This window comes from Nocardia veterana NBRC 100344 (assembly GCF_000308855.1).
Classification (GTDB): domain Bacteria; phylum Actinomycetota; class Actinomycetes; order Mycobacteriales; family Mycobacteriaceae; genus Nocardia; species Nocardia veterana.
On record NZ_BAGM01000004.1, the window covers coordinates 49,195 to 75,316 of the forward strand.

At 67.9% G+C, this 26,122-nt stretch carries 27 protein-coding genes; 12 read left to right on the plus strand and 15 right to left on the minus strand.

The features are described from left to right. Positions 1-50 precede the first annotated feature (50 nt). The 4 genes from ON37_RS00305 to ON37_RS00320 all read right to left on the minus strand — a co-directional run bounded on the left by ON37_RS00305 (position 51) and on the right by ON37_RS00320 (position 3,835). Positions 51-590 (minus strand): ferritin, encoded by a 540-nt coding sequence (locus ON37_RS00305; RefSeq protein ID WP_040715196.1) that lies wholly within the window; start codon positions 588-590, stop codon positions 51-53. Positions 591-600: 10 nt separating this feature from the next. Next, complete coding sequence (locus ON37_RS00310) at positions 601-1,896, minus strand: LCP family protein (RefSeq protein ID WP_051030990.1); 1,296 nt, start codon at positions 1,894-1,896, stop codon at positions 601-603. Positions 1,897-2,180: 284 nt separating this feature from the next. Continuing rightward, on the minus strand, positions 2,181-2,975 hold the full coding sequence (locus tag ON37_RS00315) for a CPBP family intramembrane glutamic endopeptidase (RefSeq protein ID WP_040715197.1): 795 nt from the start codon (positions 2,973-2,975) through the stop codon (positions 2,181-2,183). An 86-nt stretch (positions 2,976-3,061) separates the two neighbouring features. Then, entirely contained in the window at positions 3,062-3,835 is a 774-nt protein-coding gene (locus tag ON37_RS00320) for a DUF2470 domain-containing protein (protein WP_040715198.1), read from the minus strand. Between the two features lie 99 nt (positions 3,836-3,934). Between ON37_RS00320 and ON37_RS00325 the strand changes: the two genes are divergently transcribed. The 3 genes from ON37_RS00325 to ON37_RS00335 all read left to right on the plus strand — a co-directional run bounded on the left by ON37_RS00325 (position 3,935) and on the right by ON37_RS00335 (position 6,048). Further along, on the plus strand, positions 3,935-4,360 hold the full coding sequence (locus ON37_RS00325) for a hypothetical protein (RefSeq protein WP_040715199.1): 426 nt from the start codon (positions 3,935-3,937) through the stop codon (positions 4,358-4,360). A 69-nt stretch (positions 4,361-4,429) separates the two neighbouring features. Next, a complete protein-coding gene (gene pheA / locus ON37_RS00330; RefSeq protein ID WP_040715200.1) occupies positions 4,430-5,350 on the plus strand; it encodes a prephenate dehydratase in 921 nt (306 codons plus the stop codon). Next, complete coding sequence (locus ON37_RS00335) at positions 5,347-6,048, plus strand: histidine phosphatase family protein (RefSeq protein WP_051030991.1); 702 nt, start codon at positions 5,347-5,349, stop codon at positions 6,046-6,048. Before pheA ends, ON37_RS00335 begins: the two co-directional genes overlap by 4 nt. Before the next feature lie 21 nt (positions 6,049-6,069). On the opposite strand, the gene ON37_RS00340 is transcribed toward ON37_RS00335, so the two are convergent. The 5 genes from ON37_RS00340 to ON37_RS00360 all read right to left on the minus strand — a co-directional run bounded on the left by ON37_RS00340 (position 6,070) and on the right by ON37_RS00360 (position 10,182). After that, positions 6,070-6,903, minus strand: coding sequence for an ESX secretion-associated protein EspG (locus tag ON37_RS00340; protein ID WP_051030992.1), 834 nt, complete (start codon positions 6,901-6,903; stop codon positions 6,070-6,072). Next, positions 6,904-8,070, minus strand: a complete 1,167-nt coding sequence (locus ON37_RS00345) for a PPE domain-containing protein (protein WP_040715201.1) — start codon at positions 8,068-8,070, stop codon at positions 6,904-6,906. Positions 8,071-8,113: 43 nt separating this feature from the next. Then, the gene (locus ON37_RS00350) at positions 8,114-8,425 is read right to left on the minus strand and encodes a PE family protein (protein ID WP_040715203.1); all 312 of its coding nucleotides are present in this window, start codon (positions 8,423-8,425) and stop codon (positions 8,114-8,116) included. Between the two features lie 199 nt (positions 8,426-8,624). After that, the gene (locus ON37_RS00355; protein ID WP_040715204.1) at positions 8,625-8,978 is read right to left on the minus strand and encodes a metallopeptidase family protein; all 354 of its coding nucleotides are present in this window, start codon (positions 8,976-8,978) and stop codon (positions 8,625-8,627) included. A 4-nt stretch (positions 8,979-8,982) separates the two neighbouring features. Beyond that, positions 8,983-10,182 (minus strand): septum formation family protein, encoded by a 1,200-nt coding sequence (locus ON37_RS00360; RefSeq protein ID WP_040715205.1) that lies wholly within the window; start codon positions 10,180-10,182, stop codon positions 8,983-8,985. A gap of 106 nt (positions 10,183-10,288) precedes the next feature. Here ON37_RS00360 and serS point away from each other — a divergent pair, with 106 nt between their 5' ends. The 3 genes from serS to ON37_RS00375 all read left to right on the plus strand — a co-directional run bounded on the left by serS (position 10,289) and on the right by ON37_RS00375 (position 14,658). Further along, positions 10,289-11,551, plus strand: coding sequence for a serine--tRNA ligase (serS, locus tag ON37_RS00365; protein ID WP_040715207.1), 1,263 nt, complete (start codon positions 10,289-10,291; stop codon positions 11,549-11,551). A gap of 134 nt (positions 11,552-11,685) precedes the next feature. Then, entirely contained in the window at positions 11,686-13,557 is a 1,872-nt protein-coding gene (locus tag ON37_RS00370) for a putative bifunctional diguanylate cyclase/phosphodiesterase (protein WP_245552881.1), read from the plus strand. A gap of 78 nt (positions 13,558-13,635) precedes the next feature. Beyond that, positions 13,636-14,658 carry a DMT family transporter gene (locus tag ON37_RS00375; RefSeq protein ID WP_051030994.1) on the plus strand — a complete coding sequence of 341 codons (1,023 nt, stop codon included), beginning with the start codon at positions 13,636-13,638 and terminating at the stop codon, positions 14,656-14,658. Between the two features lies 1 nt (position 14,659). Here the strand turns inward: ON37_RS00375 and ON37_RS00380 are convergent, their stop codons facing one another. Continuing rightward, a complete protein-coding gene (locus ON37_RS00380) occupies positions 14,660-15,256 on the minus strand; it encodes a TetR/AcrR family transcriptional regulator (protein WP_040715208.1) in 597 nt (198 codons plus the stop codon). A gap of 112 nt (positions 15,257-15,368) precedes the next feature. On the opposite strand from ON37_RS00380, the gene ON37_RS00385 reads away from it, so the two are divergent. Next, complete coding sequence (locus ON37_RS00385; protein ID WP_040715209.1) at positions 15,369-16,193, plus strand: SDR family NAD(P)-dependent oxidoreductase; 825 nt, start codon at positions 15,369-15,371, stop codon at positions 16,191-16,193. 113 nt (positions 16,194-16,306) lie between these two features. Here the strand turns inward: ON37_RS00385 and ON37_RS00390 are convergent, their stop codons facing one another. Beyond that, positions 16,307-17,863: a Rieske 2Fe-2S domain-containing protein gene (locus tag ON37_RS00390; protein ID WP_040715212.1), complete on the minus strand. Its 1,557-nt coding sequence runs from the start codon at positions 17,861-17,863 to the stop codon at positions 16,307-16,309. Between the two features lie 195 nt (positions 17,864-18,058). Between ON37_RS00390 and ON37_RS00395 the strand changes: the two genes are divergently transcribed. After that, on the plus strand, positions 18,059-18,685 hold the full coding sequence (locus ON37_RS00395) for a hypothetical protein (RefSeq protein WP_040715304.1): 627 nt from the start codon (positions 18,059-18,061) through the stop codon (positions 18,683-18,685). A 120-nt stretch (positions 18,686-18,805) separates the two neighbouring features. On the opposite strand, the gene ON37_RS00400 is transcribed toward ON37_RS00395, so the two are convergent. Further along, complete coding sequence (locus tag ON37_RS00400) at positions 18,806-19,666, minus strand: hypothetical protein (protein ID WP_040715213.1); 861 nt, start codon at positions 19,664-19,666, stop codon at positions 18,806-18,808. Between the two features lie 129 nt (positions 19,667-19,795). Between ON37_RS00400 and ON37_RS00405 the strand changes: the two genes are divergently transcribed. Genes ON37_RS00405 through ON37_RS00415 form a run of 3 tightly spaced genes read left to right on the plus strand, consistent with a single transcriptional unit; the run spans position 19,796 to position 21,646 of the window. Then, on the plus strand, positions 19,796-20,584 hold the full coding sequence (locus ON37_RS00405; protein ID WP_040715215.1) for a lysophospholipid acyltransferase family protein: 789 nt from the start codon (positions 19,796-19,798) through the stop codon (positions 20,582-20,584). 38 nt (positions 20,585-20,622) lie between these two features. Then, the gene (locus ON37_RS00410; RefSeq protein WP_040715216.1) at positions 20,623-21,375 is read left to right on the plus strand and encodes a lysophospholipid acyltransferase family protein; all 753 of its coding nucleotides are present in this window, start codon (positions 20,623-20,625) and stop codon (positions 21,373-21,375) included. A 28-nt stretch (positions 21,376-21,403) separates the two neighbouring features. Next, positions 21,404-21,646, plus strand: a complete 243-nt coding sequence (locus tag ON37_RS00415) for a hypothetical protein (protein WP_040715218.1) — start codon at positions 21,404-21,406, stop codon at positions 21,644-21,646. 22 nt (positions 21,647-21,668) lie between these two features. Here ON37_RS00415 and ON37_RS00420 read toward each other — a convergent pair whose 3' ends face one another. After that, complete coding sequence (locus ON37_RS00420) at positions 21,669-23,075, minus strand: MFS transporter (RefSeq protein ID WP_085997193.1); 1,407 nt, start codon at positions 23,073-23,075, stop codon at positions 21,669-21,671. A gap of 104 nt (positions 23,076-23,179) precedes the next feature. Between ON37_RS00420 and ON37_RS00425 the strand changes: the two genes are divergently transcribed. Continuing rightward, positions 23,180-23,881: a TetR/AcrR family transcriptional regulator gene (locus ON37_RS00425; RefSeq protein WP_040715220.1), complete on the plus strand. Its 702-nt coding sequence runs from the start codon at positions 23,180-23,182 to the stop codon at positions 23,879-23,881. On the opposite strand, the gene ON37_RS00430 is transcribed toward ON37_RS00425, so the two are convergent. Together ON37_RS00430 and ON37_RS00435 are read right to left on the minus strand one after the other, a co-directional pair. Further along, positions 23,779-24,435: a hypothetical protein gene (locus ON37_RS00430; protein WP_373281960.1), complete on the minus strand. Its 657-nt coding sequence runs from the start codon at positions 24,433-24,435 to the stop codon at positions 23,779-23,781. The genes ON37_RS00425 and ON37_RS00430 overlap by 103 nt on opposite strands. After that, the gene (locus tag ON37_RS00435; RefSeq protein WP_040715222.1) at positions 24,432-26,102 is read right to left on the minus strand and encodes an ABC transporter family substrate-binding protein; all 1,671 of its coding nucleotides are present in this window, start codon (positions 26,100-26,102) and stop codon (positions 24,432-24,434) included. The genes ON37_RS00430 and ON37_RS00435 overlap by 4 nt, the downstream gene beginning before the upstream one ends. Positions 26,103-26,122: the final 20 nt, after the last annotated feature.

Genomic DNA, 26,122 nt, shown 5'->3' on the forward strand with positions numbered 1-26,122 from the left:
CGGATAATCGGAATTCGGTGTTTTCCTGCGATTTCCCACCGCATCGGATTTCAGCGCCGAGCGATACCGGCCGGCTTCGGCGCCGACGCATCCGGCTTTCGTGTGGCAGGGATCTCGCGGGCCACGAACTCCTCGATATCGAACAGGTTGCCGGCCGACCGCGCACATACCGTCGCCAGCGTGGTGAGCCGGGCAACCTCCGTCAGCTGGTCGTCGAGGAACCACCGGACGAACTGTTCGCCGAGGTAGTCTCCGGCGTCGCGGGCGGTCCGGGTCAGGGCGGTGATCCGATCGGTCGACTCGCGTTCCCGGCTCAGCAGGAATTCCACTGCGGCCGAGGGCGATTCGAATTCCGACCGCACCTCGTCGGTGCCGGTGACGGCCACCGCGGCGTCGCGATCGAGCAGGTACTGGACCATCCGCAGCGCGTGCGCGCGTTTGTCGTCGGCGCCGAGATAGCAGATCCGCGCGAGCTGCGGCAGCCGCTGCGCATCGAAATAGACGGCCACGGCGAGATACTGCTGGGAAGTGGTGAATTCGTGGCGGATCTGGGTGCGCAGCAGTTCGAGGAAGGGGCCGGTACCGGACATGCTCCCGACGCTACCGGGTCAGCAGATCGTCCGGGACCGCCCGGTCGTGCGCCAGCGCGTCGAAGAAGCGACTCGCCCGGTCCCGATCCCAGAGCAGCACATTGCCGGAACCCGTTTCGTCGGTGAAGCCGCCGATCGGAACCGTCGTCGCCACGGTCTTCCCGCGCAGTGCCCAGCCCAGCCGGGCCAGGTCCCAGATGTGATCGCCCTTGTCCACCTGCAGTGAGGAGGCCACATCGCGAGCGAGCGGCCAGACCTTCAGCGGGTTGACGAGGGTGCCCGCGCTGGTGGCCTTCTCCAACAGGGCCGACAGGAACAGCCGCTGATTGTTCATCCGGTCCAGATCGGCGCGCGGGGTGGCGCGGGTGCGCACGAAGCCGAGGGCCTGGGAGCCGGACAGATGCTGGCATCCGGCGGGGAGGTTGATCCCGGCCTTCGGATCATCGATCGGATCGGGCAGGCACATATCGATGCCGCCGAGTGCGTCGACCATGCCGGCGAAGCCACCGAATCCGATCTCGGCGAAATGATCGATCCGCAGTCCGGTCGCGATTTCCACCGTCTGGACGAGTAGTTTCGGCCCGCCGGCGGAGAAGGCGGCATTGAGTTTGTCCTTGCCGACGCCCGGAATGCTCACATACGAATCGCGCGGCAGGCTCACCACGGTCGGCGCGCCCGACTTCGGAATGTGCACGAGCATGATGGTGTCGCTGCGGTCGCCGCCGGCATCGGAGCTGCCGCCGGTCGACAGTTCCCGCTCCTGTTCGGGCGTGAGGCCCACCCTGGTGTCGGAACCGGTGAGCAGCCAGTTCGTGCCGGCTGTCTGCCCGACCCGGTCGCTGTAGCTGCTCAGGGCATCGATGCGATGCAGCGAGCGGTCCAGATAGATCACGCCGGCCACCGGCAGCAGGATCACGACCAGCAGCAGGATCAGCAGCCACCGGCCCCGATGCCGCTTCCGCCGGGCCCGCGGCGCTCGCGGTTCCCGTGGTGGCCGGGCCGATCGGCGAGGTTGCGCGGGCGGCGGTGGCGGTGGTTCCCGGTAGGGCACCGGGCGCTGGGTCGGTGCGTGCGTCGGCTCGCCGCGGTGTCGTTCCGGCGGCTCGCCGCCGTATCCACCGGGCGGCTCGCCGCCGTGCCGTCGGGGCGGCTCGCCGCCGTGCTCGAAGGGGGTCGCCCGCGGTCTGGTGGGACTGTTCGGTGCCTGCGACCAGGCCAGCGGCGGGGGATTGTTGCCGTCGCGGCGGATGACCTGCGTCGGTTCGATCGGCGGACGCCCCGGTGGCAGTGGTCTTCCGGGCGACATCGGAGGTCCCGGATCCGGCTGGCGACGAGGTCCGACGGGATGTCCGGCACCCGGCGGCTGCGGGCGACCCGCGCCCGGCGGGAGCCTCCGCTCGGGACCCTGTCGATCGGGCGGCGGCAGACGACGGCCGTCCGGGCCCGCCGGCGGCGGCACCCGGCGGGTCCGCTGATACTGCTGGGGGTCGTCGCCGTTCACCACCGAGATGGTACTGATCGGGGCGTTGTGCGGGTCGGCACAATGCGTCGGGTGGGCTGGACGTGACCGATTTCCGCAGGTGCGCGCGCTTACGGCAGCCAGGAGACGTGTCCGTGGAGCACGGTATAGCCGATGTAGGCGACGGAGTCGATGGTCGCGTGCGCGAGGATCAGCGGCCACAACCGTCCGGTTCGCTGCCAATACCGGCCGAAGATCGCGCCCATCACCAGGTTCCCGAGACCGCCGCCCAGGCCCTGGTAGAGGTGATAGCTGCCACGCAGCAGCGCCGAGGCGGCCAGGGAGCGGTTTTCCGACCAGCCGAGGGCGCGCAGCCGGGTGATCAGATAGCCCACCACGATGATCTCTTCGGCCACCGCATTCGCGATCGCCGAGAGCACCAGCACCGGGAGTCGCCACCAGTGGTCGTGCAGGGAACTGGGCACGATCGTCACGCTCAGGCCCAGCGCATGGGCCGCCAGATACAGGCCGAGTCCGGGTAGCCCGATCACCGCGGCCAAGACCAGGCCGGGCACCACATCCCCGCGCCACCGGATCCGGGCCAGGCCCACCGGCCGCAGGCCGATTCCGCTGCGCCACAACAGGTATAGGCCCAGGGCGCCCCATCCGAGCAGCCGGGTCACGCTCAGCAGCTGAAACAGCAGGTCGATGGTGGACTGCACCGCGCGGGAGGGATTCAGCGCCACCCGCTGACCCGCGAGGCCGCCCGGTGCCAGCGCACTTTCGACCAGCGACAGCGCGGCGCTGAGCCCGCTCAGACCGAAGGTGATGATCAGGACGATCCCGATCTCCACCCGGATCGCGAACCGCTCGCCGTCCGCGGTCGATTCGGGTCGGGAAGTCGCCGGACGATCACCGCGAACCATAGGAACAATCTAGGGGTGTGGCGCCGGATACGGTGCATCCACCGCGGCGCTCGGGCCGCGGGAACCGCCCGCGTGCGCCCGTCGAATCACGAGGTCCGGTCCGACCCGTGCAAGCGATCGAAGAAGGGGCAGCCGGCGAGGATTCGTACCGCGCGGCTCAGCTGTTCCACATCGTCGACCGGTGCGTGGAACGGCAGCCGGACGTCGTGATCGGTTTCGGGACCTTCGACGCGCAGCGTGACGCCGTAGCGGTCGATCGCCAAGGGGCGAACCGAACCGCCGCGCAGTCGAACCGGCAGATGCCGGGCCAATCGAGCGATCACATCGGCATGGTCGGAATCCATATGCTGCAACCAGGCCGATTCCAGCTCCCAGAACGGATCGGCATCGGCCCGGCGCAAATCATGCGGGCAAACCGATTCGGCCCCGGTCGAGTCCGCCACGACCGCCGATTCGAGCACCACGCGGACCAGCGTCGTGGTGTGGCCGACATCGAGCAGACCGGGATGCGGATATTCGCCGGCGACCTGAGCGGCCAAGGCCCGCTGGGCATGTCCGGGCACCGCCCGTACCCGGCCGCGCAGCCAGACGAGCGCGCGCACGGGTTCGCGCAGCGGCAGCGGCGCATGATCGGTGAGCTCGAGCACGCCGGGAGAGCCGACCTCGCCGGCCGCGGCCGTGACCGCCGCCGAGTTACGCGCGACGGCGACGACGACGTCGCCGCAGGCGCGCAGGTGGTGCACGGTGGTGGGAATCGGATCGGTGCCGGGCAGAGCCAGCACCGCGGTCTCGGCATGGGCGCACGCACTGCGAATTCGCTCCGCGGCGGATGGAGCGGCGGACGTGATCGTGCGGCGCATACGAACCTCCAGTGACAACCGACGAGCGGATAATTAGGTAAACCTAAGCTAAGTCACGGGGCATCGATGCGCAAGCATTGCGATCGCTACGGTGGAAATGTGCCGCACGATTCGACGCCCGCCTCCGAACCCGTCCTGCTGTCGCTGAGTGTCCCCACTCCCGAGCGCGCGGACCTGGTGCACGAGCTGGTCCGGCCGCCGTCGGCGAATCCGCAGGCGCCGGTGCTCGATCTGGATCTGCCCGATGTCGAGGTCGCCGAATTCCTGGTCGGCGCGGCCCATTCCGATACCGGGTTCGTCGCCTCGACCGAGTCCGGGGCGCGGGCCGTGGCCGTTGTCGCGGCAACCGTGGCCGCGCTCTGCGGTGAGGATATTCGAACGGCGTTGACCAGCCCGGATATCGAATTCCTCCGCGGGCTGAGCGCCCCGGCCGTGCAGGCCCTGCGGGAGGTGCTGCTCGCGATCGAAACCACCCGGCCGGACGAGGTGAACGCGGCATTGCGGGTGCTCGTCCCCGGACCGTAGGCCGGGACTGTTACCGCTGGGTATGCTCAAACGGCGAGTCCGCAGCCAACTGCCAGTAATGTCGTATCCGTGCCGCGTATCGCCTATTTCGGGCCGTCGGGAACTTTCACCGAGATGGCCCTCGCCCGGTTCGAAGCCACGCAGACCTTCGACGAACCCGTCGAGCGGATCGCCGCGCCCAGTCAGGGCGCCGCGCTGGAGCTGGTGCGGGCCGGCGAGGCCGATGGTGCGGTCGTGCCGATCGAGAGCTCGGTCGAGGGTTCGATCTCGGCGACGCTGGACGCGCTCGCGGTCGGCCCGCGGTTGCAGATCGTGGCCGAAACCGAGCTGGATGTGGCCTTCACGATCGTGGGCCGGCCGGGGACGCAGCTGTCGCAGGTGCGGACGATCGCGGCCTATCCGGTGGCCGCGGCCCAGGTCCGGCAGTGGCTGGCCGATCGGCTTCCCCAGGCGCAGCTGTACACCTCGGCTTCCAACGCCGCGGCCGCCGAGGATGTGATCGCCGGTCACGCCGAAGCCGCGGTGTCGACCTCCCTGGCCGGGCAGCGGCTCGGACTCGCGGAACTCGCCACCGGTGTGGCCGACCACGATCAGGCGACCACCCGGTTCGTGCTGGTCACTCCACCTCGGGTGGCGCCGCCGCGCACCGGGGCCGATCGGACCTCGCTGGTCGTGCTGGAACTGGCCAACGAACCCGGTTCGCTGATGCGGGTGTTCGCCGAATTCGCCACGCGCGGTGTGGATTTGACCCGCATCGAATCTCGCCCGACCCGGACCGGGATGGGTACCTATCGCTTCTATCTCGACTGTGTCGGCCATATCGATGACACCGCCGTCGCCGAGGCGCTCAAGGCGTTGCACCGCACCGCCGGGCGGATCCGCTATCTGGGCTCGTGGCCGGCCGGATCCCCGAGTGGTTCGCCGCCACCCGCCGACGAGCCGGCGGCGGCCTGGTTGGAAAATCTGAAGAAGGGGGTGGACGCTTCATGAGCGAACCCAGCGCACGAGACGACGCCGCCCGGGGCGCCCGCAAATTGGTGCTGGTGCGTCACGGTGAAACCGAGGGCAATGTCGCGAAACTCCTCGATACCCGGGTACCGGGCCTTCCGCTCACCGAACGTGGTGTGGCCCAGGCGAAGTCGTTCGCCGCGCGGCTGACCGTGCCGCCGGTGCGGCTGTACTCCTCGGTGGCGCTGCGCGCCCAGCAGACGGCCGGGCATATCGAATCGGTGACCGGAGTTCCGGCCGAGGTGCTCGACGGCGTGTACGAAGTCCAGGTCGGTGAGCTCGAGGGGCTGAATACCGAAGCGGCCCATCGGGAATTCCAGCGGGTGTACCGGTCGTGGCATCTGGGTGAGTTGCACACTCGACTACCGGGCGGGGAATCCGGCGAGGAGGTGCTGGCGCGCTATCTGCCGGTGCTCGACGACCTGCGTGACCGTTATCTGACCTCCGGCGCGGATTCCCGGGACGTGCTACTGGTCAGCCACGGTGCCGCCATGCGATTGGCGGCCCGCGAATTGACCGGTGTCGCCCCGCCGTTCACCACCAACAACCATCTGGACAACACCGAGACCATCGAACTGGTCCCGACCGAGGGCGGCGGGTGGACCTGTGTGCGCTGGGGTCGCTATACCCCGCCGTTCGGGTACAAGGTCGAACCGACCGCCGACGACCCGATGGGTTAGCCGGCATCCGTCGTGCGGAATTCAGCCGGCTCCGGGCAGCGTCGGCCTGAAATCCGCACGCAGCGGTAACTTGTCGATCAGATCCTTGATCGCTGTGCGCAACCGGCCCGGCGTGCCGCTGGCCAACGAGGTCCACATGACATCGTCGTCCGACCGAGTGGTGACGCCGATGAACCGGCCGTTGCGGGTGTTGTACACCGCGATCATGCCGTCCGAGATGTCGCGGCTGGCATCGTTGTAGACCACGCCGACGATCGAGGCGTGCGAATGGATTTCGACCAGCGCCGAGGCCAGCGCCTGCGCGTCGCGCGGCGGCCGGCCCACCCGGCTCAGCCGCTGCGCAGTCGTGGCCGCATCTCCGGCGTCGCCGAGAATCGGTTTGAGTTCCTCGGTGAGGACGTTCATTCCGCTGAGCTCGAGGGGCTCCGCGGGACCCAGTGCCGCCATGATGGTGCCCGGCAGATCGTGGCTCGCCTCGTCGATGATGTAGGACTCGGGCCCGCGCAGGGCGACAACCTCGAGGTTGTCGCCCTTGGCGAGACAGAACCGGTTCACCCGCTCACCGACGTACCAGCGCATCGCGATCACCCAGTGCGGGCGGTACAGGCCCCGCAGGCGGTCTTCGAGGTCGCGATGCACCTCGCCGTCGACGAGTAACTCACGCGCGGTGAGCGATTCGGCGGCCGCGGCCATCGCCCGGTCATGGTCGACCACATTGTCGTAGCGGCCGATCGCGTTCAAAACGACCGGCACCTCGTCGATTTCCAGCTTCTCGAGCAGGAACTGCATCTCGTCGAGCGACAACGGGACGGCCTCGAGCATCGACGGCCCGCGGCCTGCGCCGAGTACGGTCACTTAGCGTTCTCCCACGGCCGGGTCGGCCCCGATGACGCCGGGTGCGATGATCCGGCCGTCGGCGAAGTGCTCGCCCCGCAGGTAGTCGTTGCCGTGGTGCTCGGCCTCGTCGTCGTCGCTGTTCGCCTGGCGGCCGAGCAGCGGGTTACCGGCGCCGTTGGTGGATCGTGCCGGCGTGGGTGCGCCCATCTGCCCGAGGGGCGCCGACTCCACGGTCGGCGCCGTCGCGGCCGGGCCACCGATCACATTGCCCGCGCCCCAGCCTTCGGGCAGTTTGAGCGTGCCCGCACCGTTGCCGATGCTCACGGCGCCGCCGAAGGACACCGCGCGCGTGGCGACGGCAGCGCCACCCGCGGCAACCCCACCGACGCCACCCATCATCATCGGGGTCATGCTCGTGGCCGGAGCGGCATGAGATGCCGCGGCGATCGCGGTACCGGCCACATTGCCGACGGTGGACACGCCGGTCGATGCGACGGATCCGGCGACCTGCGCTGCCTGCGTCGCCGCGCTGACCACACCCGGATCGGTCGCGAGGGCCTGGGCTACCCCGATCGCGGTCTGCAACGGATCACCGTTGGCGTTCTCGGCCGCCGACTGGGCGCTGCCCTCGGCCAAACCGGCGCCCGCGGCGATCGGCGGTGGCGTCAGGAACTCGGCCGGGGTGGCGGTCATCGCCTCGACGGTGGACTCGTAGGTATCCATCACGAGCGCGGCCTGCACATCCAGCGCGGCCTTGGCGGCCTCCGCCGCCTCCGCGCTGCCGTCCAGATCGCCACCGTGCGCGTGCGCCGCGACACGCGCGGCATCGACCGCCGCGATCTCGGGCAGGCTCGGCATCGCCAGGCTGGCAACGGTATTCGCGGTGGCGTGGGCGGAAGCCTTGGCCCCCATGGCCGCCGCCTGGATGCTCTGCTGCTCGGCCCAGCTGGTGAAGCCGGCGAGTTTGGTCAGCGCGACGGCACCGTTGAGGCCGACCATGCCGACGCCGAGTTCGGCCATCACCCGCGCGACGGTGGCGGTCGCGTCCACCCAGGCGGCCGTCAGCGTGCCCCAAGCCGTCGCCGCCGCGGTGGCCGGCACGGCATGCGGGCCGGCGGTCAGCAGCGTGGAATTGCCTTCGGCGAGCCGCGGCAACCAATAGATTCCGGTGATCCCTGCGGTCATTGTCTCTCCCCTGAACGAATGGTGTGGTGAAGGATCGGGCCGGTCAGAACTGGATGGCGGCCGTGCTGGCCGCGTTGACGGCGTCGTGCGCCAGATACGAGGCCAGCTGCTGACGCAGAATCGCGGCGGCGTGGTGCAGTTCGAGAATGGCTTGGGCGGCCGCGCGGTCGTGGCTGATCGCGCCTTCGTTCAGATGTGCTGCCGCCGCGAAGGAAACCTCCTCGGACCCGGCGGGCACGACATGGGTGGCCGGACCGCTCAAAGCGGTGGCGGCAGTGAGACGTTCGGCGAGCAGATCGAGTTCCGCCGAGGCCGCGAGAACGATCTCGGGCTGTACTCCGAGCAGACCAACCATGACTCGAACTCCTTCTAGTGGCGGCTATGCAAGTGTCGAGCCGACCCGGCCCCCAGTGCCGCAGCGGCACAGGGTTTCTGGCCGACCCTTCGGTGGAACCACAAGAATTCCCCCTACGAGATGATTGGACGCGACGGCCCCCGCTTCGGTTCCCTCGAGTCACGAATCGTTTCGACTTTACCCGCTACGCGCGTAAAGGCTAGCCCCATCCCAGCTGATGCAGCCGCTCTTCGTCAATCCCGAAATAATGAGCTATCTCGTGGATCACGGTGATCGCGACCTCCTCGACGACCTGCTGTTCGTCGTCGCAGATCGCGAGAATCGAGTCCCGGTAGATCGTCACGGTATCGGGCAGCGCGCCGCCGTACTGACTGTCCACCCGGTCGGTCAGCGCGATGCCGTGGTACAGGCCGAGCAGATCGGGATCGTCCGGATTGCGTGCTTCGATCAACACCACCACGTTGTCGATCGCCCGGGTCAGCGCGGGCGGAATGGTATCCAGCGCATCGCCCACCAGCTCTTCGAACCGGCTCTCCGACATCGAGACCGGCATGGCGTCAGCGCTGCGGCGGAATCGGCGCGGGGGCGGCGCCCGGCAGCGGCGCCGGGGTCGAGCGTCCCGAACTCGGCGGCGGCACCGGCGCCTGACCGTCGATGAGGACGTCGCCCTTGGCCGAACCCGTGATGGTCGCGAAGCCGTCCTGAGACCCCTTGCCCACGAGGCAGTTCAGCTTGCGGCTACCGACCAGCCAACTGCGGGTGTCCAGATTGTCCCAGAAGATGGTCAGCGTCTTGTTGATGAGTGCGTCCTGGCCGCCGAGGTAATCGTTTGCGGCGCGGGCGCATTCGTCCTGCATGAACTTGTCCTGGTCGGGATTGGCCGGCGGCCCGCCGGTGAAGTGCGTCCCGAGATCGACGGTCGACATGACCTCGTAGGCGTGCGGCTGGCCGCACGGAACGGGCTCGTTCGTCGGCAGGTTCTGATTGATGCCGATACAGGTGCCGGCGTCGAAGATCCGGGACTGATCGCTGTCGCGCACCCGGCCGACGGTCTGCTGGGTGGCGTTGCCGGTCGCGCTCACCAGCTGCAGTCCACACCGGATCGTCCGGTCGCCGTTGCGCCAGCCGGGTTCGCCCGGGTTGACCATGCCGACCACGAATCGGCCGCGCGGGTCGAGCCGCCCGCCGAGATAGGCGGCCGCGGCCGGCGCGCACTGCTCGTCACGCAACTCGGCGAAGCGCAGCGAATCGGGGAAGGCCGAACCCGGCCCGAATTCCCGGCCCGGATATCTGCTCAGGTCGATGTCGGCGGTGACCTCGAACAGGTGCTTGTCCGCGCAGTTGACCTTGGTCAGGTCCAGCGTCTTGGTGCTGGTCCAGGTCAGGCAGTCACCGGATTTGGCGGCGCCGAAGGCGGCGTCGGCGCGGCCCGCGGGCGGTTTGCCCGAACCCGGATCGTGCACCTCCAAGCCGTGGGAACTGCGGAATCCGGAGATGGACAGGGTCACCAGCGCGGCCACCACGGCACCGACCGCGACGGCGAGCAGACCCCAGCGCAGCCGATGCGGGTGCAGCGCCTTGGCGCCGGTGTCCTCGCCCGGCCCGGCGCCCGCGATGCGCGAAGCCGCGCGTCCGGAACGTTTCCGCGCGACCGCCGACGAGCCGCGGCGGTTCGCCCCGGCACGCCTGCGAGTAGGCCTGTCGGATCGTTCGGTTCCCGGTTCCGGCGCCTGTGGCACCTCATCGTCGGAGGACATCGCCGTCCATCATGGCAGGCCGCCCGCAACGGCTGCCACGATCGGTTCGGATTTCACCCGATCCTGGAGAAATTCCGCTGGACTGCTCCCACTAGGCTGATTGCCCATGATCGACCTCCGATTCCTGCGCGAGAACCCCGAAGCGGTCCGGGCGTCGCAGCGTGCCCGTGGCGAGGACCCGGCACTGGTGGACGCCCTGCTCGAGGCGGACGCCGCTCGGCGCGCCGCGGTCGCGACGGCGGACAACTTGCGGGCCGAGCAGAAGGCGCTGGGAAAGAAGGTCGGCAAGGCGTCCCCGGACGAGCGTCCGGCCCTGCTGGCGCATGCGCAGGAGCTCTCGGCGAAGGTGAAGGAGGCCGAGGCCGCCGAGCACGCCGCCGACGCCGAACTCGACGCCGCCCACCGGGCGATCTCCAACGTGGTGCAGGAGGGGGCGCCCGCCGGTGGCGAAGACGATTTCGTCCTGCTCGAAACGGTCGGCACGCCAACCGAATTCGATTTCCCCCCGCGCGATCACCTGGAGTTGGGTGAAACGCTCGGATTGATCGATATGGAACGCGGTGCCAAGGTTTCCGGCGCCCGCTTCTACTTCCTGACCGGCTACGGCGCCCTGCTGCAGCTGGGCCTGCTGCAGCTGGCGGCCCAGCGCGCGGTCGCCAACGGCTTCACCATGATGATCCCGCCGGTGCTGGTGCGTCCGGAGATCATGGCCGGCACCGGCTTCCTGGGGCAGCACTCGGCCGAGGTCTACCACCTCGACGACGACGATCTGTACCTGGTCGGTACCTCGGAGGTGCCGCTGGCCGGTTACCACTCCGGCGAGATCCTCGACCTGAGCGACGGGCCGAAGCGCTACGCCGGCTGGTCGTCGTGCTTCCGGCGCGAGGCCGGCAGCTACGGCAAGGACACCCGCGGCATCATCCGCGTGCACCAGTTCGACAAGGTCGAGATGTTCGTCTACTGCCGGCCGGAGGACGCCGACGCCGAACACCGCCGCCTGCTGAACTGGGAGAAGGAGATGCTCGCCGCGATCGAGGTGCCGTACCGGGTGATCGATGTGGCCGGTGGTGATCTGGGTAGTTCGGCGGCGCGCAAATTCGACTGCGAGGCCTGGGTACCGACCCAACAGACCTATCGCGAGCTCACCTCGACCTCGAACTGCACGACGTTCCAGGCGCGCCGGCTGTCGGTGCGCTACCGCGACGAGAACGGTAAGCCGCAGATCGCCGCCACCCTCAACGGCACCCTCGCCACCACCCGGTGGATCGTCGCGTTGCTGGAGAATCACCAGCAGGCCGACGGTTCGGTGCGGGTGCCCGCCGCGCTGGTGCCGTTCGTGGGCCGCGAGGTGCTCGAGCCGCCACGGTGATGGCCGCACCGCGGCCGAGCGTGATGGGCCGCGCCGCGGCCGCGCGTGATGGCCGCACCGCGGCGCGGTGACTTCGGCCTCGAATCCGACGGTTGTGACAACCGCTGTGCAGCGGGTTGTCTAGGCTGGACGCCGTGCGAGGACTCGGGTCTCGCGGCGATACCCGCACGCAGGTTCGGGCGGCATCGGCGCTGGCGACGGCAATGGTCATGGCTCGGACCACCGGGGCGTTCTACGTCATGGGCGGGGTCCTGGGCCTGCTGATCACTGCCATCGCTCCGGGCAACGAGGGCAACCGGCCGCTGGTCGGCTCCGCCGCCGCGATCGCCCTGTTGCTCGGCGTGAGCCTGCTGATCTGGGGCCCGCGCCAGCCGCACTGGGTGCACCACGGTTATGTCGCCGTCGCGACGGTCCTGGTCACGATCGCCGTGCACTGGTTCCCCAATACCGTCGGCGGCATCACGCTGGCGGCCTTCTACGTCTTCGTCGCCGCGGATGCCGCGATCTTCTTCGCCTGGCGACTGGCCGGCGCCCATGTGGCGTTCGCGGTGGTGCTCTGCCTCTTGGTGGTGCCCTCGCGCGGGCTGCCGTGGTGGTCGGGCATTATTCCCGCCGGCATCACCGTGGGCGTGGGCATCGTGGTCGGGATCCTCACCCGGATGGCATCCGACGCCGACATCGATACCCTCACCGGTCTGCTGAACCGCCGCGGTTTCGACCGCGCGCTCAACAGCGCCATCGGTCATGCCGGGCGGACCGGTCAGGGGCTGGCGCTCGTGTTGGTCGACCTCGACCGGTTCCAGAAGATCAATGATCACCTCGGCCATCGGGCCGGCGATGCGGTGCTGCAGCGTGTCGGTGACACCTGGTCCAAACTGCTCGGCCCCGATCAGGTGCTGGCTCGTTACGGTGGCGACGCCTTCGCGCTGCTGCTGCCCAACACCACCGAACAGGCCGCGATTCTGCTCACCGAGCAGTTGCGCGCCGCGGTCACCACCGGCTGTTCGGCCGGTGTCACCTCCTGGCAGCCGGGCGAGTCCGGCTCCCTGCTGGTCAGCCGCGCCGACGTGGGCCTCTACCGCGCGAAGCAGGCCGGCCGTAACCGCACCGTGCTGGAATCCTCGCGGCAACTGCCGCTGGCGGTCGAATTGCGCGAGGCGATCGATTCCGGTGCCTTGGACGTGCACTATCAGCCCATCGTGAGCCTCGGTGAGGACGGTGCCCGGGCGGTCGGCGTCGAGGCGCTGCTGCGCTGGTCCTCGAACGCGCAACCCGACGTCACCACCGAAGGGCTGATCCGGGTCGCCGAGGAATACGACCTGATCTCCGATCTCGACGAACTGGTACTGCGCCGCGCCTGTGCCGACGCGGCCCGGCTCCAGCAGACCTTCGCCCAACTCGATCTGACTCTCAACGTGAACGTCAGCGGGCTGGAGCTCGCCGAAACCGACTACGCGGATCGGGTTTCGGGCATCCTCGCCGACACCGGCTGGCCCGCCGATCAGCTCGTTCTCGAGGTCACCGAGAGCGAGCTGGCCGCCGAATCCCAGACCGCCATCGCGAATCTGCACGCCCTGCGCGACAGCGGCGTGCGTATCGCCATCGACGATTTCGGCACCGGTTACTCCTCGCTGAGCCGGTTGGCGACCATCCCCAGCGATATCCTCAAGGTCGATCAGTCCTTCGTCGCCGCGATCCGGTCCGATTCGCCCGCCCCGCCGCTGCTGGGTGTGATCGCGGCGCTGAGCAAGTCGTTGGATCTGCAGGTCATCGCCGAGGGAGTGGAAACCGAGTATCAGGCCGCCGTGCTGACCGAACTCGGATTCGCCCTCGCTCAGGGCTACCACTACAGCGACTCCCATCCGGTGTCCGAACTGATCAGCGATATGAACGAACATCGCGGCCTGGTCGGCGCCGCCGCCACCGAGCAGGATTTCGCCGCCAAGGGCTGGATACCGTTGGACAACAACGGCTTCGATCCGAAGGGCTCGAGCAATCGGAGCTGATCCGGCCGGCTCGCCACGCTCGGATCCGCTGCCCCGGGCAGGTGTGAGCCACGGGCAGTCGCAACTACCGTGGCGGATATGACAGCCGACCGACCGGCCCGGCCCCGGGGTCGATTCGATCTGCAGCGGCGCATCGGTGTGCTGCTCGGTCTGTGCTGCGGCGCCGGGGTCGCCGTGCAGGCGCGAATCAACGGTGACCTCGGCGACCGGATCGACGACGGAATCGCCGCAGCCGTCATCAGTTTCGGATCCGGACTGATCCTGCTGGCGATCGTCTGCGGCGTTAGCCGACGGCTGCGCTCGGGACTGGGGGAGATCCGTCGATCGGTACGCACCGGGCCGCTGCGGTGGTGGCATCTGCTGGGCGGCCTGTGCGGTGCGTTCTTCGTTGCCTGTCAGGGACTTTCGGTGGCCACCATCGGGGTCACCGCCTTCACGATCGCGGTGGTCGCGGGCCAGCTGACCAGCGGACTCGTCGTGGACCGACTGGGCGTCGGACCGGCCGGTATCACGCCTGTGACGCCGGTGCGCCTCGGTGCGGCGGCGCTGGCGATCGGCGCGGTATGCCTTGCGGTGCTGGGTCGTTCCGGCGGCGATTCCGGTTCCGGTGCAGGCGCCGCCTACCTGCTGATCGCCCTGCCGGCGCTCGCCGGTCTCGGCCTGGCCTGGCAGCAGGCGGTCAACGGCAGGGTGGCCACGGTCGGCGGCCCGGTGCCGGCCACCACGATCAATTTCGCGACCGGTACCGCGGGCCTGCTGGTGGTGGAGGCGGTACAGATCGCGCGGATCGGTTGGCCGAGCGGGTTTCCCACCGAGCCGTGGTTGTATTTCGGCGGCGCGATCGGCGTGTTCTTCATCGCCGTGGCGGCGCTCATCGTCCGGTGGATCGGCGTTCTGCTGTTCGGCCTCACCTCGGTGTCCGGGCAGCTCATCGGTTCGGTGGTCCTCGATGTCCTCGCCCCGGCCGGGACCCGGCTGTCGGTGCTGACCATCGTCGGCTGCGTGCTGACGCTGGTTGCCGCCGCGATCGCCGTCGTCGCACAGGGGCGGCACACCGGCAGCGACCGAAAGCCCGTCGAAAAGCGCCGAACACGAGCGTGATTCACGCCCGGAAGGCGCGCAGCGTGTGCTCGACCAGCGCATCGGCATAGGCGTCGTCGAGCGGTCCGGAGCGCAGCAGCCAGCGTTGATAGACCGGGGCGTAGAGCATCTCGAGCAGGAGGTCGAGGTCGGCGTCGGCGCGCAGCTGCCCCGCCCGCTGTGCACTGCGCAGCCGTACCTTCTTGGCCTCGTCGACCGGGCGCCGGAGCTGCAGGTCGTACTGCTCGGCCAACTCCGGGTCGTTGATGATCTCGGTGTTGAGGGCGCGCACGGGTTTCTCGAACTCGGCATCGGCGAATTCCGCGACCGTCGCCCGCAGCACGAGTTTCAGATCGGCCTCGATATCGCCGGTGTCCGGAAGGACGATCTGGCCGTCCGTCTCGCTCAGGCCGAGAAACGACTCGAAGATCACCGCACCTTTCGACGGCCACCAGCGGTAGATCGTCTGCTTGCCCACGCCCGCCCGGGCGGCGATGGCCTCGATCGACACCTTGCGGTATCCGACTTCGGAGAGCAGTTCGCGAGTGGCCGCCAGGATCGCCCGGCGCGACCGTTCGCTGCGCCGGGAACCGCCGGGTCGGCTCTTGGATTCGGGCATGCGAGGACCCTAGCACGCAAACGAGACGAGACGGTCCGTGTTGACAACGGCGCGTTGCGACTCCACACTATGTCGAGACGAGACGGACCGTCTCATTTAGGAGGACGCGATAATGACCACCGGTAAAACCTGGTTCATCACCGGCGCTTCGCGCGGCCTGGGCCGCGCATTCGCCGAGGCGGCGTTGCAGGCGGGCGATCGCGTGGTGGCCGCCGCTCGCCATATCGAACCGCTGCGCGATCTGGTCGCCGCCTACTCCGACCGCGCTGCTTCGCTGGCACTGGACATTTCCGACCGCCGCGCCGTCTTCGCGGGGGTGGAGCAGGCGATTTCGACGTTCGGTGGGCTCGATGTCGTGGTGAACAACGCGGGTGGCCTGCTGTACGGAATGGTCGAGGAGGCGACCGAGGAGCAGATCCGCGCACATCTGGATGTGAACTTCTTCGGCGCGGTCTGGGTCACCCAGGCCGTCGTCCCGCAGCTGCGCAAGCAGGAGGGGCACGGACGCATCCTGAACGTCACCTCGATGGGTACGGCCGGCGGGATGGCCGCCGTGGGCTACTACGGCGCCGGCAAGTCGGCGCTCGCCGCGCTGACCGAAGCCTTGGCGATGGAGGTCGAGCCGTTCGGCATCAAGGTCACCAACCTCGAGATGGGCGGCTACGACACCGGGCTGTTCACAACCGGAACCACCGCCACCGAACCCCGGCCGGAGTACGACGCGCTGCGCGAGGAGTTGGCGCGTCTGTGGGGCGACGAAACCGGACCGGCGCCGAGTTCGGCGGCGCCGGTGATTCTGCGACTGGCCGAACTTCCCGATCCGCCCCGCCGCCTGGTCGTGGGCAGCACCTCTTACGACCAGGTCGGTGAGCTGTACGCGGCCCGGGCCGAAGGGTATCGGCAGTGGGAGTCGCTCAGCCGGTTGGCACCGGGCTGAGCGGTGGACTAATCGTGCGAACCCGCGCCGATCTCGCGGAAATCCGCTGATCGGTCCCGGGTTTGCCCGAAAAGCTCGCCCCGATCAGTGTGGCGCCGACCGATCGCGGCGAATCAGAGCTTGCGCGACCGTAGTTCGTGTCCCTTGGAGGTCTTGCAGCGCCCGGACTCCAGGTCCCACTGCCACCCGTGCAGATTGCAGGTGAGGGTATTGCCCTCCACCACACCGAATTTCGAGAGATCGGCCTTCAGGTGCGGGCAGCGCCGCTGCACTTCCCAGCCGGCGAGCTCGGTGGACGCGGAATCGTCGTGCGCCTCGGCGAACCAACCGTCGGCGTAGGCGATGCGCTCGTCGGTGAGGCATTTGAAGAAGGTGTAGAGGAATTCGTTGTAGCCGCCGATCCGCCAGGCCTGGAAGCGGGTCGACAGGAAGATCGTGTTCACCCAGTCGGGCTCGTTGTCGCGCAGGACGGTCCGCACCAGCTGGGGATCGATGCGGAAGCCGTACCGATAGCGGCCTTCGCCCTCGATCGGGCCACGCACCAGTCGCTTCGGGAAGTCGAGAACGACGGTTTCCTCGCCCAGTACCAGCCCGACCGGATAACCGATGCCGTCGCAGATCAGATCGCTCTGCGCCATGATCGGCTCGAACAGCTCCTTGAGCCGCGGCAGTAACGGCGTACCGTCATCGGTTGCCCACGAAGCCTTTTCGCGTTCGACCACCGGCGCCATGCGCTGCGCCATCCGTTCGATGTAGCCGGCCTTGTCGTCGTAGATCTCGGCCGGATCGAACGGATGGGTCAGGTTCAGTTCCTTACCGCGCACATCCGCGACGGAACCCGGAATCATCAGCACGCCACCGGAATTCCCGTGGATGCGCATCTGTTCGAGGAATACCATCTGGTCCGGGAAGATATTCCCGTTGTCGGCGGAGTAGCGGTTCTCGCCGTCGTCGTTGAGATAGCGCAGCTCGTCGTCGAGGAACACCGGCGGTCCGGCCGAGGGCACCACCCAGGTGGCGCCCACCTGCTCGATATAGCTGCGCGCGCGGTCCATCCCGCGCTGACGCTTCTGCTTGCCGAAGTTGGCCTTGGTCTTGCTCGGGATGTCGTAGACCATCGGGTACCAGATGGCGCCCGAGTACTGCAGCAGGTGGATGTCGACATGTCCGAACTGCTCGTGCAGGACCTCCATGTCGACCGGCCGCGCATCGTTCATGTTGAAGCACACGGTCTCGCGATCGGAGACGACCAGGCCGGAATCGCCGATCGGCCCGTCGGCCGGCGCCCGCAGCGCGATGATCATGATGTCCAGCTCGTGCCCGTCCCGGCCGGTGATCGTGTGCTTCACCGAGTCCTGGGTTTCGAAGAACTTGTGGAACCCGAGCTTCTCCAGTTCGCGCTGCAGATCCGGCACCGGATAGTCCGGCAGCAGGACGGTCGCGTCCTTGTTCACATGGTCGAGCAGATTCTTGGCGTCGAAGTGGTCGCGATGCAGATGTGAGACGTAGAGGAAATCGCAGTTGCCCAGCTCGTCCCAGTCCAGCCCGGTGTTGTCCGGGAACGGCACCCAGGACGCGAAGTAGGCCGGGTTCACCCACGGATCACAGAGGATCGTCCCGGCCGCGGTGCGGATATGGAATCCGGCATGTCCGACGCTGGTGATCTGCACGAAGAAGTCCCTCCTGAACCGTTGCCAGCCATCCAGGGTAGCTGCTGGGTTCGGTACCCGGACAGCCCGAGGGCGCTTTCGGCGGGATCGATGCCGGTTAATTCCGAGCTATTGCTATCGCGGGCGCGCCGGAGAAGTCTGATGTGCATCGGTGGCGCCACCGGGGCGCTGCCCCGAACACAGAGGAAGTGGATCGTGTACGCACGTTCTACGACTATTCGAGCGCAAGTTTCCGCAATCGACGCCGGCATCGCGCATATGCGCGACGAGGTGATGCCGGCCCTGGAGGACATGCCCGGCTGTATCGGGATGTCGTTGCTGGTCGACCGGCAGTCCGGTCGCTGCATCGCGACCACGTCGTGGGAATCCGAGGACATGATGCGCGGGAGCGCCGAGCGGGTGCGCTCACTCCGGGAGCGCGCAGTCCGGATGTTCGGCGCCGAGGACGCGCGGGTCGAGCAGTGGGAGGTCGGCGCCATGCACCGCGACCACCCCACCCGTGCGGGCGCGTGTGCCCAGCTCACCTGGGCCAAGGCCGACGATCTCGGTCGTTTCGCCGACGCGGTCGAGACCTACAAGTCCATGGTGGCGCCGCAGCTGGAACAGATGCCGGGCTTCTGCGCCACCAGCCTGCTGGTCGACCGGGCGAGCGGCCGCGGGGTCGCGTGCGAGACCTTCGACAGCTACGACGCGATGGAACGCAACCGTGAACAACTCGCGGCGCTGCGCCGCGAAGGCACCCGCCGAGCAGGCGTCGATGTGCTCGAGGTCGGCGATTTCGAAGTCGCCCTGGCACATCTGCGCGTCCCAGAACTGGTGTGAGGCGCCCGGACGGCGTCGTCGTCGCGACGGCGTCGTTCGCGCTCGATCGGGCTCGTTCGCGCCGAATCATCTGTAGCGGCCTCATCCAGGGCCGTGACCCCGATCTATGGCGGCACCGAGTCACGCGCCGCCGGCCGACACGTCGCCGATGCAGTAGCCGTCGTCGGTCGCCTTCACGGTGTATGTCCGTTCCTGCTGTGCTCCGCCCGCGGTGACCGTGGCCGAGACCGTGAGATAGGTCCCGTTCAGGACGCTGGAGCTGAGCGACTGGTCGGCGAAGGCCGTCGGCGCGGCGAGCTTGGCCGCATTCGTCGCCAGCGGAGCACGCGCACTGCGTCCGGTGCCGTTCGGATCCCATGCGGTGGCGACGCTGCACACCAGTGGATGGGTGCTCTCCTCGTCCGCCGGGTCCACCGGGTGCCCGGTCTGCCGGGCCAGGTAACGCCGCACGATATGGCGCGCATCGGCGGCCTGGGCCTCGGTGCTGGTGCCGAACCCGATCTCGGCACCGCCGGGATAGACCCGCGGGCAGGCGTAACCGGTCGCGATATCCGTCCGTTCGGCGACGACGGTCACCCCATCGGCAGCCGACTTCCACACGATCGCGGTGCCGTTGTCGGTACCCGGCTGGGCGAGGGCGGACAGGATCGCCGTCTTGTCGGCGTACATGGTGTCCACGTTGCGGGGTGCCATGGTCCAGCACTTGGCTTCCAATTCCGCGGGCGCCAGTTTCTGCAGATCCGCGGCCCAGCGCCCGACCGCTTCGGTGGCGCGTGCGTCCGCTGTCACCAGCGCGATCGTGACGGAGGACGAATCGGCGGGGGTCGGATTCGGTGTTTCCGACGCGGTCGCGGTCGCCGATTGCGTTGTGGCCGAACCGGAATCGCGGTGATAGTCGGTGCCCTCGATGCCGACCTGGGAGTCGCACGCGGCCAGCACGGTCGCGGCCAGCACCGCCGGCACCGCCGCCCACCACGCCACGCCGGTACGTCCTCGTGGCTTCCGTCCGCCTGCACCCGATGCTGGACTGGGGCTTTCCACTGCGCTGAACCTCGTTTCCTGTGCGGCGGTCGGTAGCGAAAATGTGACAGCGACTACGCTAGCGGAATTGTGGAACCCGTATACCGGACGATCATCGGCCTGGCCCGGACCGTCTTCTTCGTACAGGGACTGAAATTCGACGTCAGGGGGGCGGAGAACATCCCCGCGGAGGGGGGCGCCGTCATCACGATCAACCACACCGGCTATATGGACTTCACCTATGCGGGCCTGCCCGCGCGGACGCCGAAGCGGTACATCCGGTTCATGGCGAAGAAGGAAGTTTTCGACAACCCGATCTCCGGGCCGATCATGCGTACATTGCGGCATATCCCGGTCGATCGGGGTGCCGGTGCGGACTCCTACAAGGCGGCCGTGGAGTACCTGCGCCGCGGCGAGCTGGTCGGGGTCTATCCCGAGGCCACCATCAGTCGCAGCTTCGAGATCAAGGAATTCAAATCGGGTGCGGCGCGCATGGCGATCGAAGCCGGTGTGCCGATCATCCCGATGACGATCTGGGGTGCGCAGCGAGTGTGGACGAAGGGGCATCCGAAACGCCTGGGCCGCACCAATACTCCGATCTCGATCGCGGTCGGTGAACCCATTCGGCCGCCCGCCGAAGCCGACGAGCAGGCGGTCGCCGAACTCACCCGGACTGTCCGCTCCACCATGCAGGAGATGCTGCTCGGGCTGCAGCAGGACTACCAGCACGAGCCCGGCGCCTACTGGGTTCCGGCCCGCCTCGGCGGTAGCGCACCGACACTGGAGGAAGCCGACGCCATGGACGCGGCCGAGGCGCAGGCGAAAGCCGAGGCACGCGCGGCACGCCGAGCGGCCGAGGCGGGAGGCGCCGACTCCTGACCACAGGGGTCGGCCGGGCAGTACCAGGAGTTTCACCGATGACGCGAGAGCCGGTTTTCGACGTCCTCACGGGGTTGGTCCGCGCCATCTTCTGGGCGCAGGGCCTGAAGATCGATATCGCCGGCGGCGAGAACATCCCGCGCAGCGGCGGTGCGGTGCTGGCCGTGAACCACACCGCGTACCTGGATTTCATGGAGGTCGGCCTGGTCGGCCGCGAGTCCGGTCGCAACGTCCGCTACATGATGAAAGCCGAGCTGGAACACGGCATCGTCGGCTGGCTGATGAAGCAGTGCAAGGCGATCGGGGTCGACCGCACCGCCGGCGCCGAGTCGTATGCGCGTGCGGTGGCCGCGCTGCGCGACGGTGAGATCGTCGTCGTCTATCCCGAGGCCACCATTTCCCGCAGCTTCGAGCTGAAGGAATTCAAATCCGGCGCCGCCCGCATGGCCATTGAAGCCGACGTCCCGATCATCCCGATGACGATCTGGGGCGCTCAGCGCATCTGGACCAAGGACATCCCGAAACAGCTGGGCCGCCACAACTTCCCGATCAACATCCGGGTGGGCGAGCCGATCGCGCCCTTCGAGCCGGCCGACGACCTCACCACCGAATTGCGTTCCCGCATGGAGAAATTGCTGGACGCGGCGCAGCGCGACTACGAGATGCCGCAGGGCGCACGATGGGTTCCGGCCCGATTGGGCGGCACGGCACCGACTCCGGAGCAGGCGAAGGTGCTCGAGCGCGAGGAATTGGAACGGCGCCGAGCGAAGGCCGCCCGTACCCAGCGCTGACGGACTTGCGAATGCCGAGCACGTCACCGTGGCAACCGGACGCACGGGAGCGGACGGGTCGCCGGAGCTCTATTCGTCGTGGTACCTGCCGAAATATCCGCTGAAATGGGATGAAGTCACCAACTCCTACTCTCAGGTGACCGATTCGGTGCAGATCACGACGGTCGACGAGTTGACGAACGGGATGTACGCCATGCGCAACAACAAAGGTAAGCCCATCCACGACCCCGATGTACCCTTCGAGATCATTTTCGGACGTGGTCCGTGGTGACCGACGCAGAGTAGTCCGGGCATCACCGGCTGATCGCTTTTCGAGCGATAGCGACCGGCGGGTTCTCGTTGTCCCGATGCGTACCGCCCGAACCGGCGAATGTGATTGCCGCGCCGACTGTTCCGATAACGGTAGCGATCCAGAATGCCCGCGGAAATCCGGTGCCGAGCGAATCGGCCACCACCGCGGCGCCGAGCTGACTCCCGACCGCGCCGCCGATGGTGCGGGCAACGGTGTTGATTCCGTTGGCGGTTGCGCCGCGGGTGGGGGCGACGGCGCGGTGGATTCGGGCGGGGAGGGCGGCCATGACGAGACCGGTTCCGAGGCCGATGGGGAGCGCACAGACGGACAGGTGCCAGAGTTGTGAGTGAGCGAGCGCAAGCAGGGCGGTGCCCGCGGCGGTCACCAGGAGACCTACGGTCAAGGGCAGGCGCGGTCCGCGGCGGGCGATGATCCGGCCGGCAACCGCGCCGGCGGGCAGGATGACCAGGGTCGCCGGCAGCATCACCAGCCCGGCAGCGGTGACCGAGTCGGCGAAACCGCCGGCAACAGTGGGTGATTCGGTCAGTCGGGGAACCAGGACGTAGTACAGGAACTGCATCGTTCCGAGTACGAAGGCCGCGAAGTGGACGACGCCGACCGGCCGGTGCAGCACCAGGTCCATCTCGATGAGCGGATGCCGCACCCGGCGCTCCACCCCACCGAACGCCGCCAGCAGTGCGATCCCACCCGGGAACAGCACCAGCACCGGCAGCGAAATCCATCCGCTGGTGGGCCCCACGGTGAGCGCCAGCAGAATTCCGGCCAGCCCGCAGGCGAGCAGTACCGTCCCGAGGAGGTCGGCGCCGCCGGATTTTCGCGGTTCGTCGGTCGGGACACAGCGGTAGGTGAGCAGCAGTGCACTCGTGATCACCACCGCGCCGACCACGAAAAGCCAACGCCACGAGGCATGGTCGACGATCAGGCCACCGCAGACCAACGCGACACCGGCCGCACCGCTGACCAGCCCGGAGAGCAGCCCGAGCCCGGCGTGCACCCGGCCGGGCGGGAGAATGCTCGGCACCGAGCCGAATGCGAGCGGCAGTGCCGCGAGGCTGATGCCCTGGCCTGCGCGCGCCGCGATCAGTACGGCGATATTCGGCGCGGCGAGTGCGAGCAGGGTAGCCGCGAGATAGACCGCCAGCACCCACAACAGGGTGCGGCGGCGGCCGAAGCGGTCGCCGAGGCGGCTCGCCACGGGCGTGAGGATGGCACTGGTCAACAGCGGAGCGCTCATCACCGCCCAGGTCGCGGCGGTGGAGTTGGTGTGCAGCCCGTGCTGGATGATCCCGATCGCCGGTACCAGCATGGTCTGCATCAGGCCGTAGGACAGCACGCCGAGGGCCAGCGCTGTCATGGCTCCCACCGGCTGGACCAGCTGTTTCCGCATCCATCCTCCTCGTGCGAACGATGTTCGCGTTAGGTCAACCTAACTCGAGGCGAACATTGTTCGCAAGCGGATGATTAGGCTCGAGGAAAGGGACAGGAGGCCGGATGCGTGCGGAACCGCTGAATCGCGACCGTATCGTCGCCGCCGCTCGCCGCGTGGCCGATCGGGAGGGCCTGACCGCGCTCACGCTGCGGCGGGTAGCGCAGGAGCTGAATACCGGACAGGCCTCGCTGTACCGGCATATCGCCGACCGCCGGGAGCTGCTGGCCCTGCTCAACGACGATCTGGCGCGGATGTTTCCCCTGGCACGCACCGGAACCCCGCGCGAACGCGTGGTCGAGCAGTGGCTCGGCGCGCATCGGGTGCTACTCGAACATCCTTGGGCCGCAGGGGTGGTGGCCGACGCCTCCTCCTCGACCCCGGCGGCCCTCCCGTTCGCCGAAACGGCGATCTCGGCACTACTGGAAGCCGGCCTCGACCCGGCCGCCGCGGCGCACACCTATCGCGCCGTCTGGCACCTGCTCATCGGTCACGTGGTCAACGAACACCCGCTGGGGCACCCCGGAATCGACCTCGGCCCCGCCGAGTACCCGGCCCTGCTCGCCGTCCGCCCGCACTTGACCGGCGATGCCGCAACGGAATTCGCATGGGCATTGAATCGCCTGCTGGACGGGGTATTGCCCGCCGAGCGGGGTCCGGCCGATCAGCTGGGGTCGGAACCGCGGACGGATGCGAACCAGGTGGCCGTGGCGGCAGCCACCACGGTGGCGCCGGCGAAGGCGGGCACGCCGCCGCCGGCGACATAGATCCAGAACAGACCGGCGAAGGGCGCGACCACCGCGAATTGGGCGTCGAGGAGCAGACGGCGGCCCAGGCGGACCGTGGCGGCGGCATGTGCCGGCCCGTCGGGATCCGGGCGGGTGGGGTTGTCGATCAGGCGCCCCGGCGGTTCGGTGCGCCGTGCGGCCCCCGAGGGAAACAGGCGGTGGCCGTTCACCTGCACGGTCGCATCGAAAGAACCGTCGGCTTCGGTCATCGTGACCAGTACCGGATCGAAATAGACCGGAAGCCACCGAGTCCCGTCGGCATCGGTCAGTTCGAGCCACGATCGGCTCCGCAATCGATGCTGCTGGCGCACCCGCTTCACCCGGAAGTTCCCGGACGGCACGGTTCGCCAGGGCACCACCCCGAACGCCACGGCGAAGCGAAAACCGGCGTACACCAGGACAACCAGGGCGACGGCCAGCAGCATCGCCAACTGCTCCAGATCGGCGAACGGCGCCCAGGCGAGGCAGATCACCAGGGCGCCGATCGTGGTGAATACCGGATAGGCCAGCGGATGGCCGGTTCCGGAAATCACTTCAGGAAGCCGACTTTCGTCCAATCGGGCGAGGCCAGGCCGAAGGCGCCGATATTGGCCAGGTTGTCGCGAACGGCGTAGGTACCCGATGCCTGGTTGAGGGGCAGCGAATAGCCCTCCTGCCAGATCATCTTGTCGCATTCGTTGGCCAACTCGATGGCCTTGGCCGGATCCAATTCCGAAATGGTCTCCTCGATCTTCGCGTTGAGCTCGGGTGAGCCGATACGAGCCTTGTTGCCCTGCAGGTTGTTCGGATCGTAGGCGTAGATCTGCGGAAGCGCACTGAGCGGAAGAACGCTACCGCCCCAGCTGAACTGGGCGAGATCGAAATTGCCGGGGTCGATCACATTGGTGAACAGCCCGGTTCCCGGAACCGTCTGGATGTCGAGCTTCACACCGACCTTCGCCAGATCCTGCTGCACGATCTTGGCGGTGTCGACCCACTGATCCTGCTGGTACATCACATCCCGCAGTACCAGCTTGCGGCCGTCCTTCTCGCGGACGTCGCCGTTGAGCTTCCAGCCGAGCGCATCGAGCTCGGCGGCCGCCTGATTCGGATCGAACGCACTCGGCGCCGAATTATCCTGATAGCCCTTCTGGCCCATCATGTAAATATGGTTGTTCAGCGGTTTCGGATCCGCGACGATCCCGTGCTGACTGGCCGTGACGATGGCTTGCCGGTCGATGGCCTTCGAAATGGCCAGGCGCAGTTGGGGATCCGACAGCAGAGCACCGGGCGCACCGTTGAAGGTGATATGCGAGAACGAGGGCTCCGGGGTGCGCCGGACGACGATGCCCGGGGTGTTCTTCGCCGCGCTGACCAGCTCGAGGCCGGACATGTAGGCGTAGTCGAGTTCGTTGTTCTGCACCGCCGCCAGCCAGGCACTGTGATCGAGCACGCTCAGGGTGATCGTATCCAGTTTCGGCGCGGGTCCCCACCACTTCGGATTGCGCACCAGCGTGATTCGATTCTGCGTGCGGTCGATGGGACCGACCATGAACGGACCCGCGCTGAGGGGCAGTGAATTACGGGCGAAATCGTTGAACGCGCCCGGGCTTTCGGTGACCGCCTTCGGATACAGCGGACTGAACTGGCCCTGCCACTCGGCGTACGGCTTGCTGAACGTCACGACGGCCTGCCGGTCGTCGACGCCGCGTTCAACTTTGGCGACCCGATCGAATCCGGTGACGGCGGCCACCTGATAGCCGCGGTCGGCGCCGGCCTGCGCTTGCGCCTGCGACCGCAGATCCTCCCAGGTGATCGGTGATCCGTCGCTCCACACCGCCTTGGGATTGATGGTGTAGGTGACCTGCTGCGGGTTGGTGTTGGTCAGCTTGATGTCGGTGAAGTAGTTGTGATCGACGGTGAGATCACCCTTGGCATCGCTGACGAAGGTGTCCGGCATGGTCGGCTGGATGACCGTGGACGTGCTTTCGTTTCCGCCGTCGACGTGCAGGTAGTTGAACGTCGCGGGGAAGTCGGTCAACGCCAGCCGCAAATTGCCACCCTCGCGCAGTTCGCCGAGGTCTTTGGGGTTGATGTCGTTGGTCCCGCCGATATCCACATTGCTCGCGGTGACGCTGGTGTCGGAACTACATCCCGACACGATCAATCCGATCGCGACCGCGGGTATCGCGAGCCGGGCCACTGTCGAACGAATCCGCATGGTTCGTTCTCCTTTCGTCG

Coding starts and splice junctions, on each gene's coding strand:
- ON37_RS00420 (WP_085997193.1), bottom strand. CDS start 23,075: ATGCGGAAACAGCTGGTCCAGCCGGTGGGAGCCATGACAGCGCTGGCC.
- ON37_RS00425 (WP_040715220.1), top strand. CDS start 23,180: ATGCGTGCGGAACCGCTGAATCGCGACCGTATCGTCGCCGCCGCTCGC.
- ON37_RS00315 (WP_040715197.1), bottom strand. CDS start 2,975: ATGGTTCGCGGTGATCGTCCGGCGACTTCCCGACCCGAATCGACCGCG.
- ON37_RS00305 (WP_040715196.1), bottom strand. CDS start 590: ATGTCCGGTACCGGCCCCTTCCTCGAACTGCTGCGCACCCAGATCCGC.
- ON37_RS00320 (WP_040715198.1), bottom strand. CDS start 3,835: ATGCGCCGCACGATCACGTCCGCCGCTCCATCCGCCGCGGAGCGAATT.
- ON37_RS00375 (WP_051030994.1), top strand. CDS start 13,636: ATGACAGCCGACCGACCGGCCCGGCCCCGGGGTCGATTCGATCTGCAG.
- ON37_RS00310 (WP_051030990.1), bottom strand. CDS start 1,896: ATGTCGCCCGGAAGACCACTGCCACCGGGGCGTCCGCCGATCGAACCG.
- ON37_RS00435 (WP_040715222.1), bottom strand. CDS start 26,102: ATGCGGATTCGTTCGACAGTGGCCCGGCTCGCGATACCCGCGGTCGCG.
- ON37_RS00355 (WP_040715204.1), bottom strand. CDS start 8,978: ATGCCGGTCTCGATGTCGGAGAGCCGGTTCGAAGAGCTGGTGGGCGAT.
- ON37_RS00335 (WP_051030991.1), top strand. CDS start 5,347: ATGAGCGAACCCAGCGCACGAGACGACGCCGCCCGGGGCGCCCGCAAA.
- ON37_RS00410 (WP_040715216.1), top strand. CDS start 20,623: ATGACGCGAGAGCCGGTTTTCGACGTCCTCACGGGGTTGGTCCGCGCC.
- serS (WP_040715207.1), top strand. CDS start 10,289: ATGATCGACCTCCGATTCCTGCGCGAGAACCCCGAAGCGGTCCGGGCG.
- ON37_RS00345 (WP_040715201.1), bottom strand. CDS start 8,070: ATGACCGCAGGGATCACCGGAATCTATTGGTTGCCGCGGCTCGCCGAA.
- ON37_RS00360 (WP_040715205.1), bottom strand. CDS start 10,182: ATGTCCTCCGACGATGAGGTGCCACAGGCGCCGGAACCGGGAACCGAA.
- ON37_RS00385 (WP_040715209.1), top strand. CDS start 15,369: ATGACCACCGGTAAAACCTGGTTCATCACCGGCGCTTCGCGCGGCCTG.
- ON37_RS00380 (WP_040715208.1), bottom strand. CDS start 15,256: ATGCCCGAATCCAAGAGCCGACCCGGCGGTTCCCGGCGCAGCGAACGG.
- ON37_RS00350 (WP_040715203.1), bottom strand. CDS start 8,425: ATGGTTGGTCTGCTCGGAGTACAGCCCGAGATCGTTCTCGCGGCCTCG.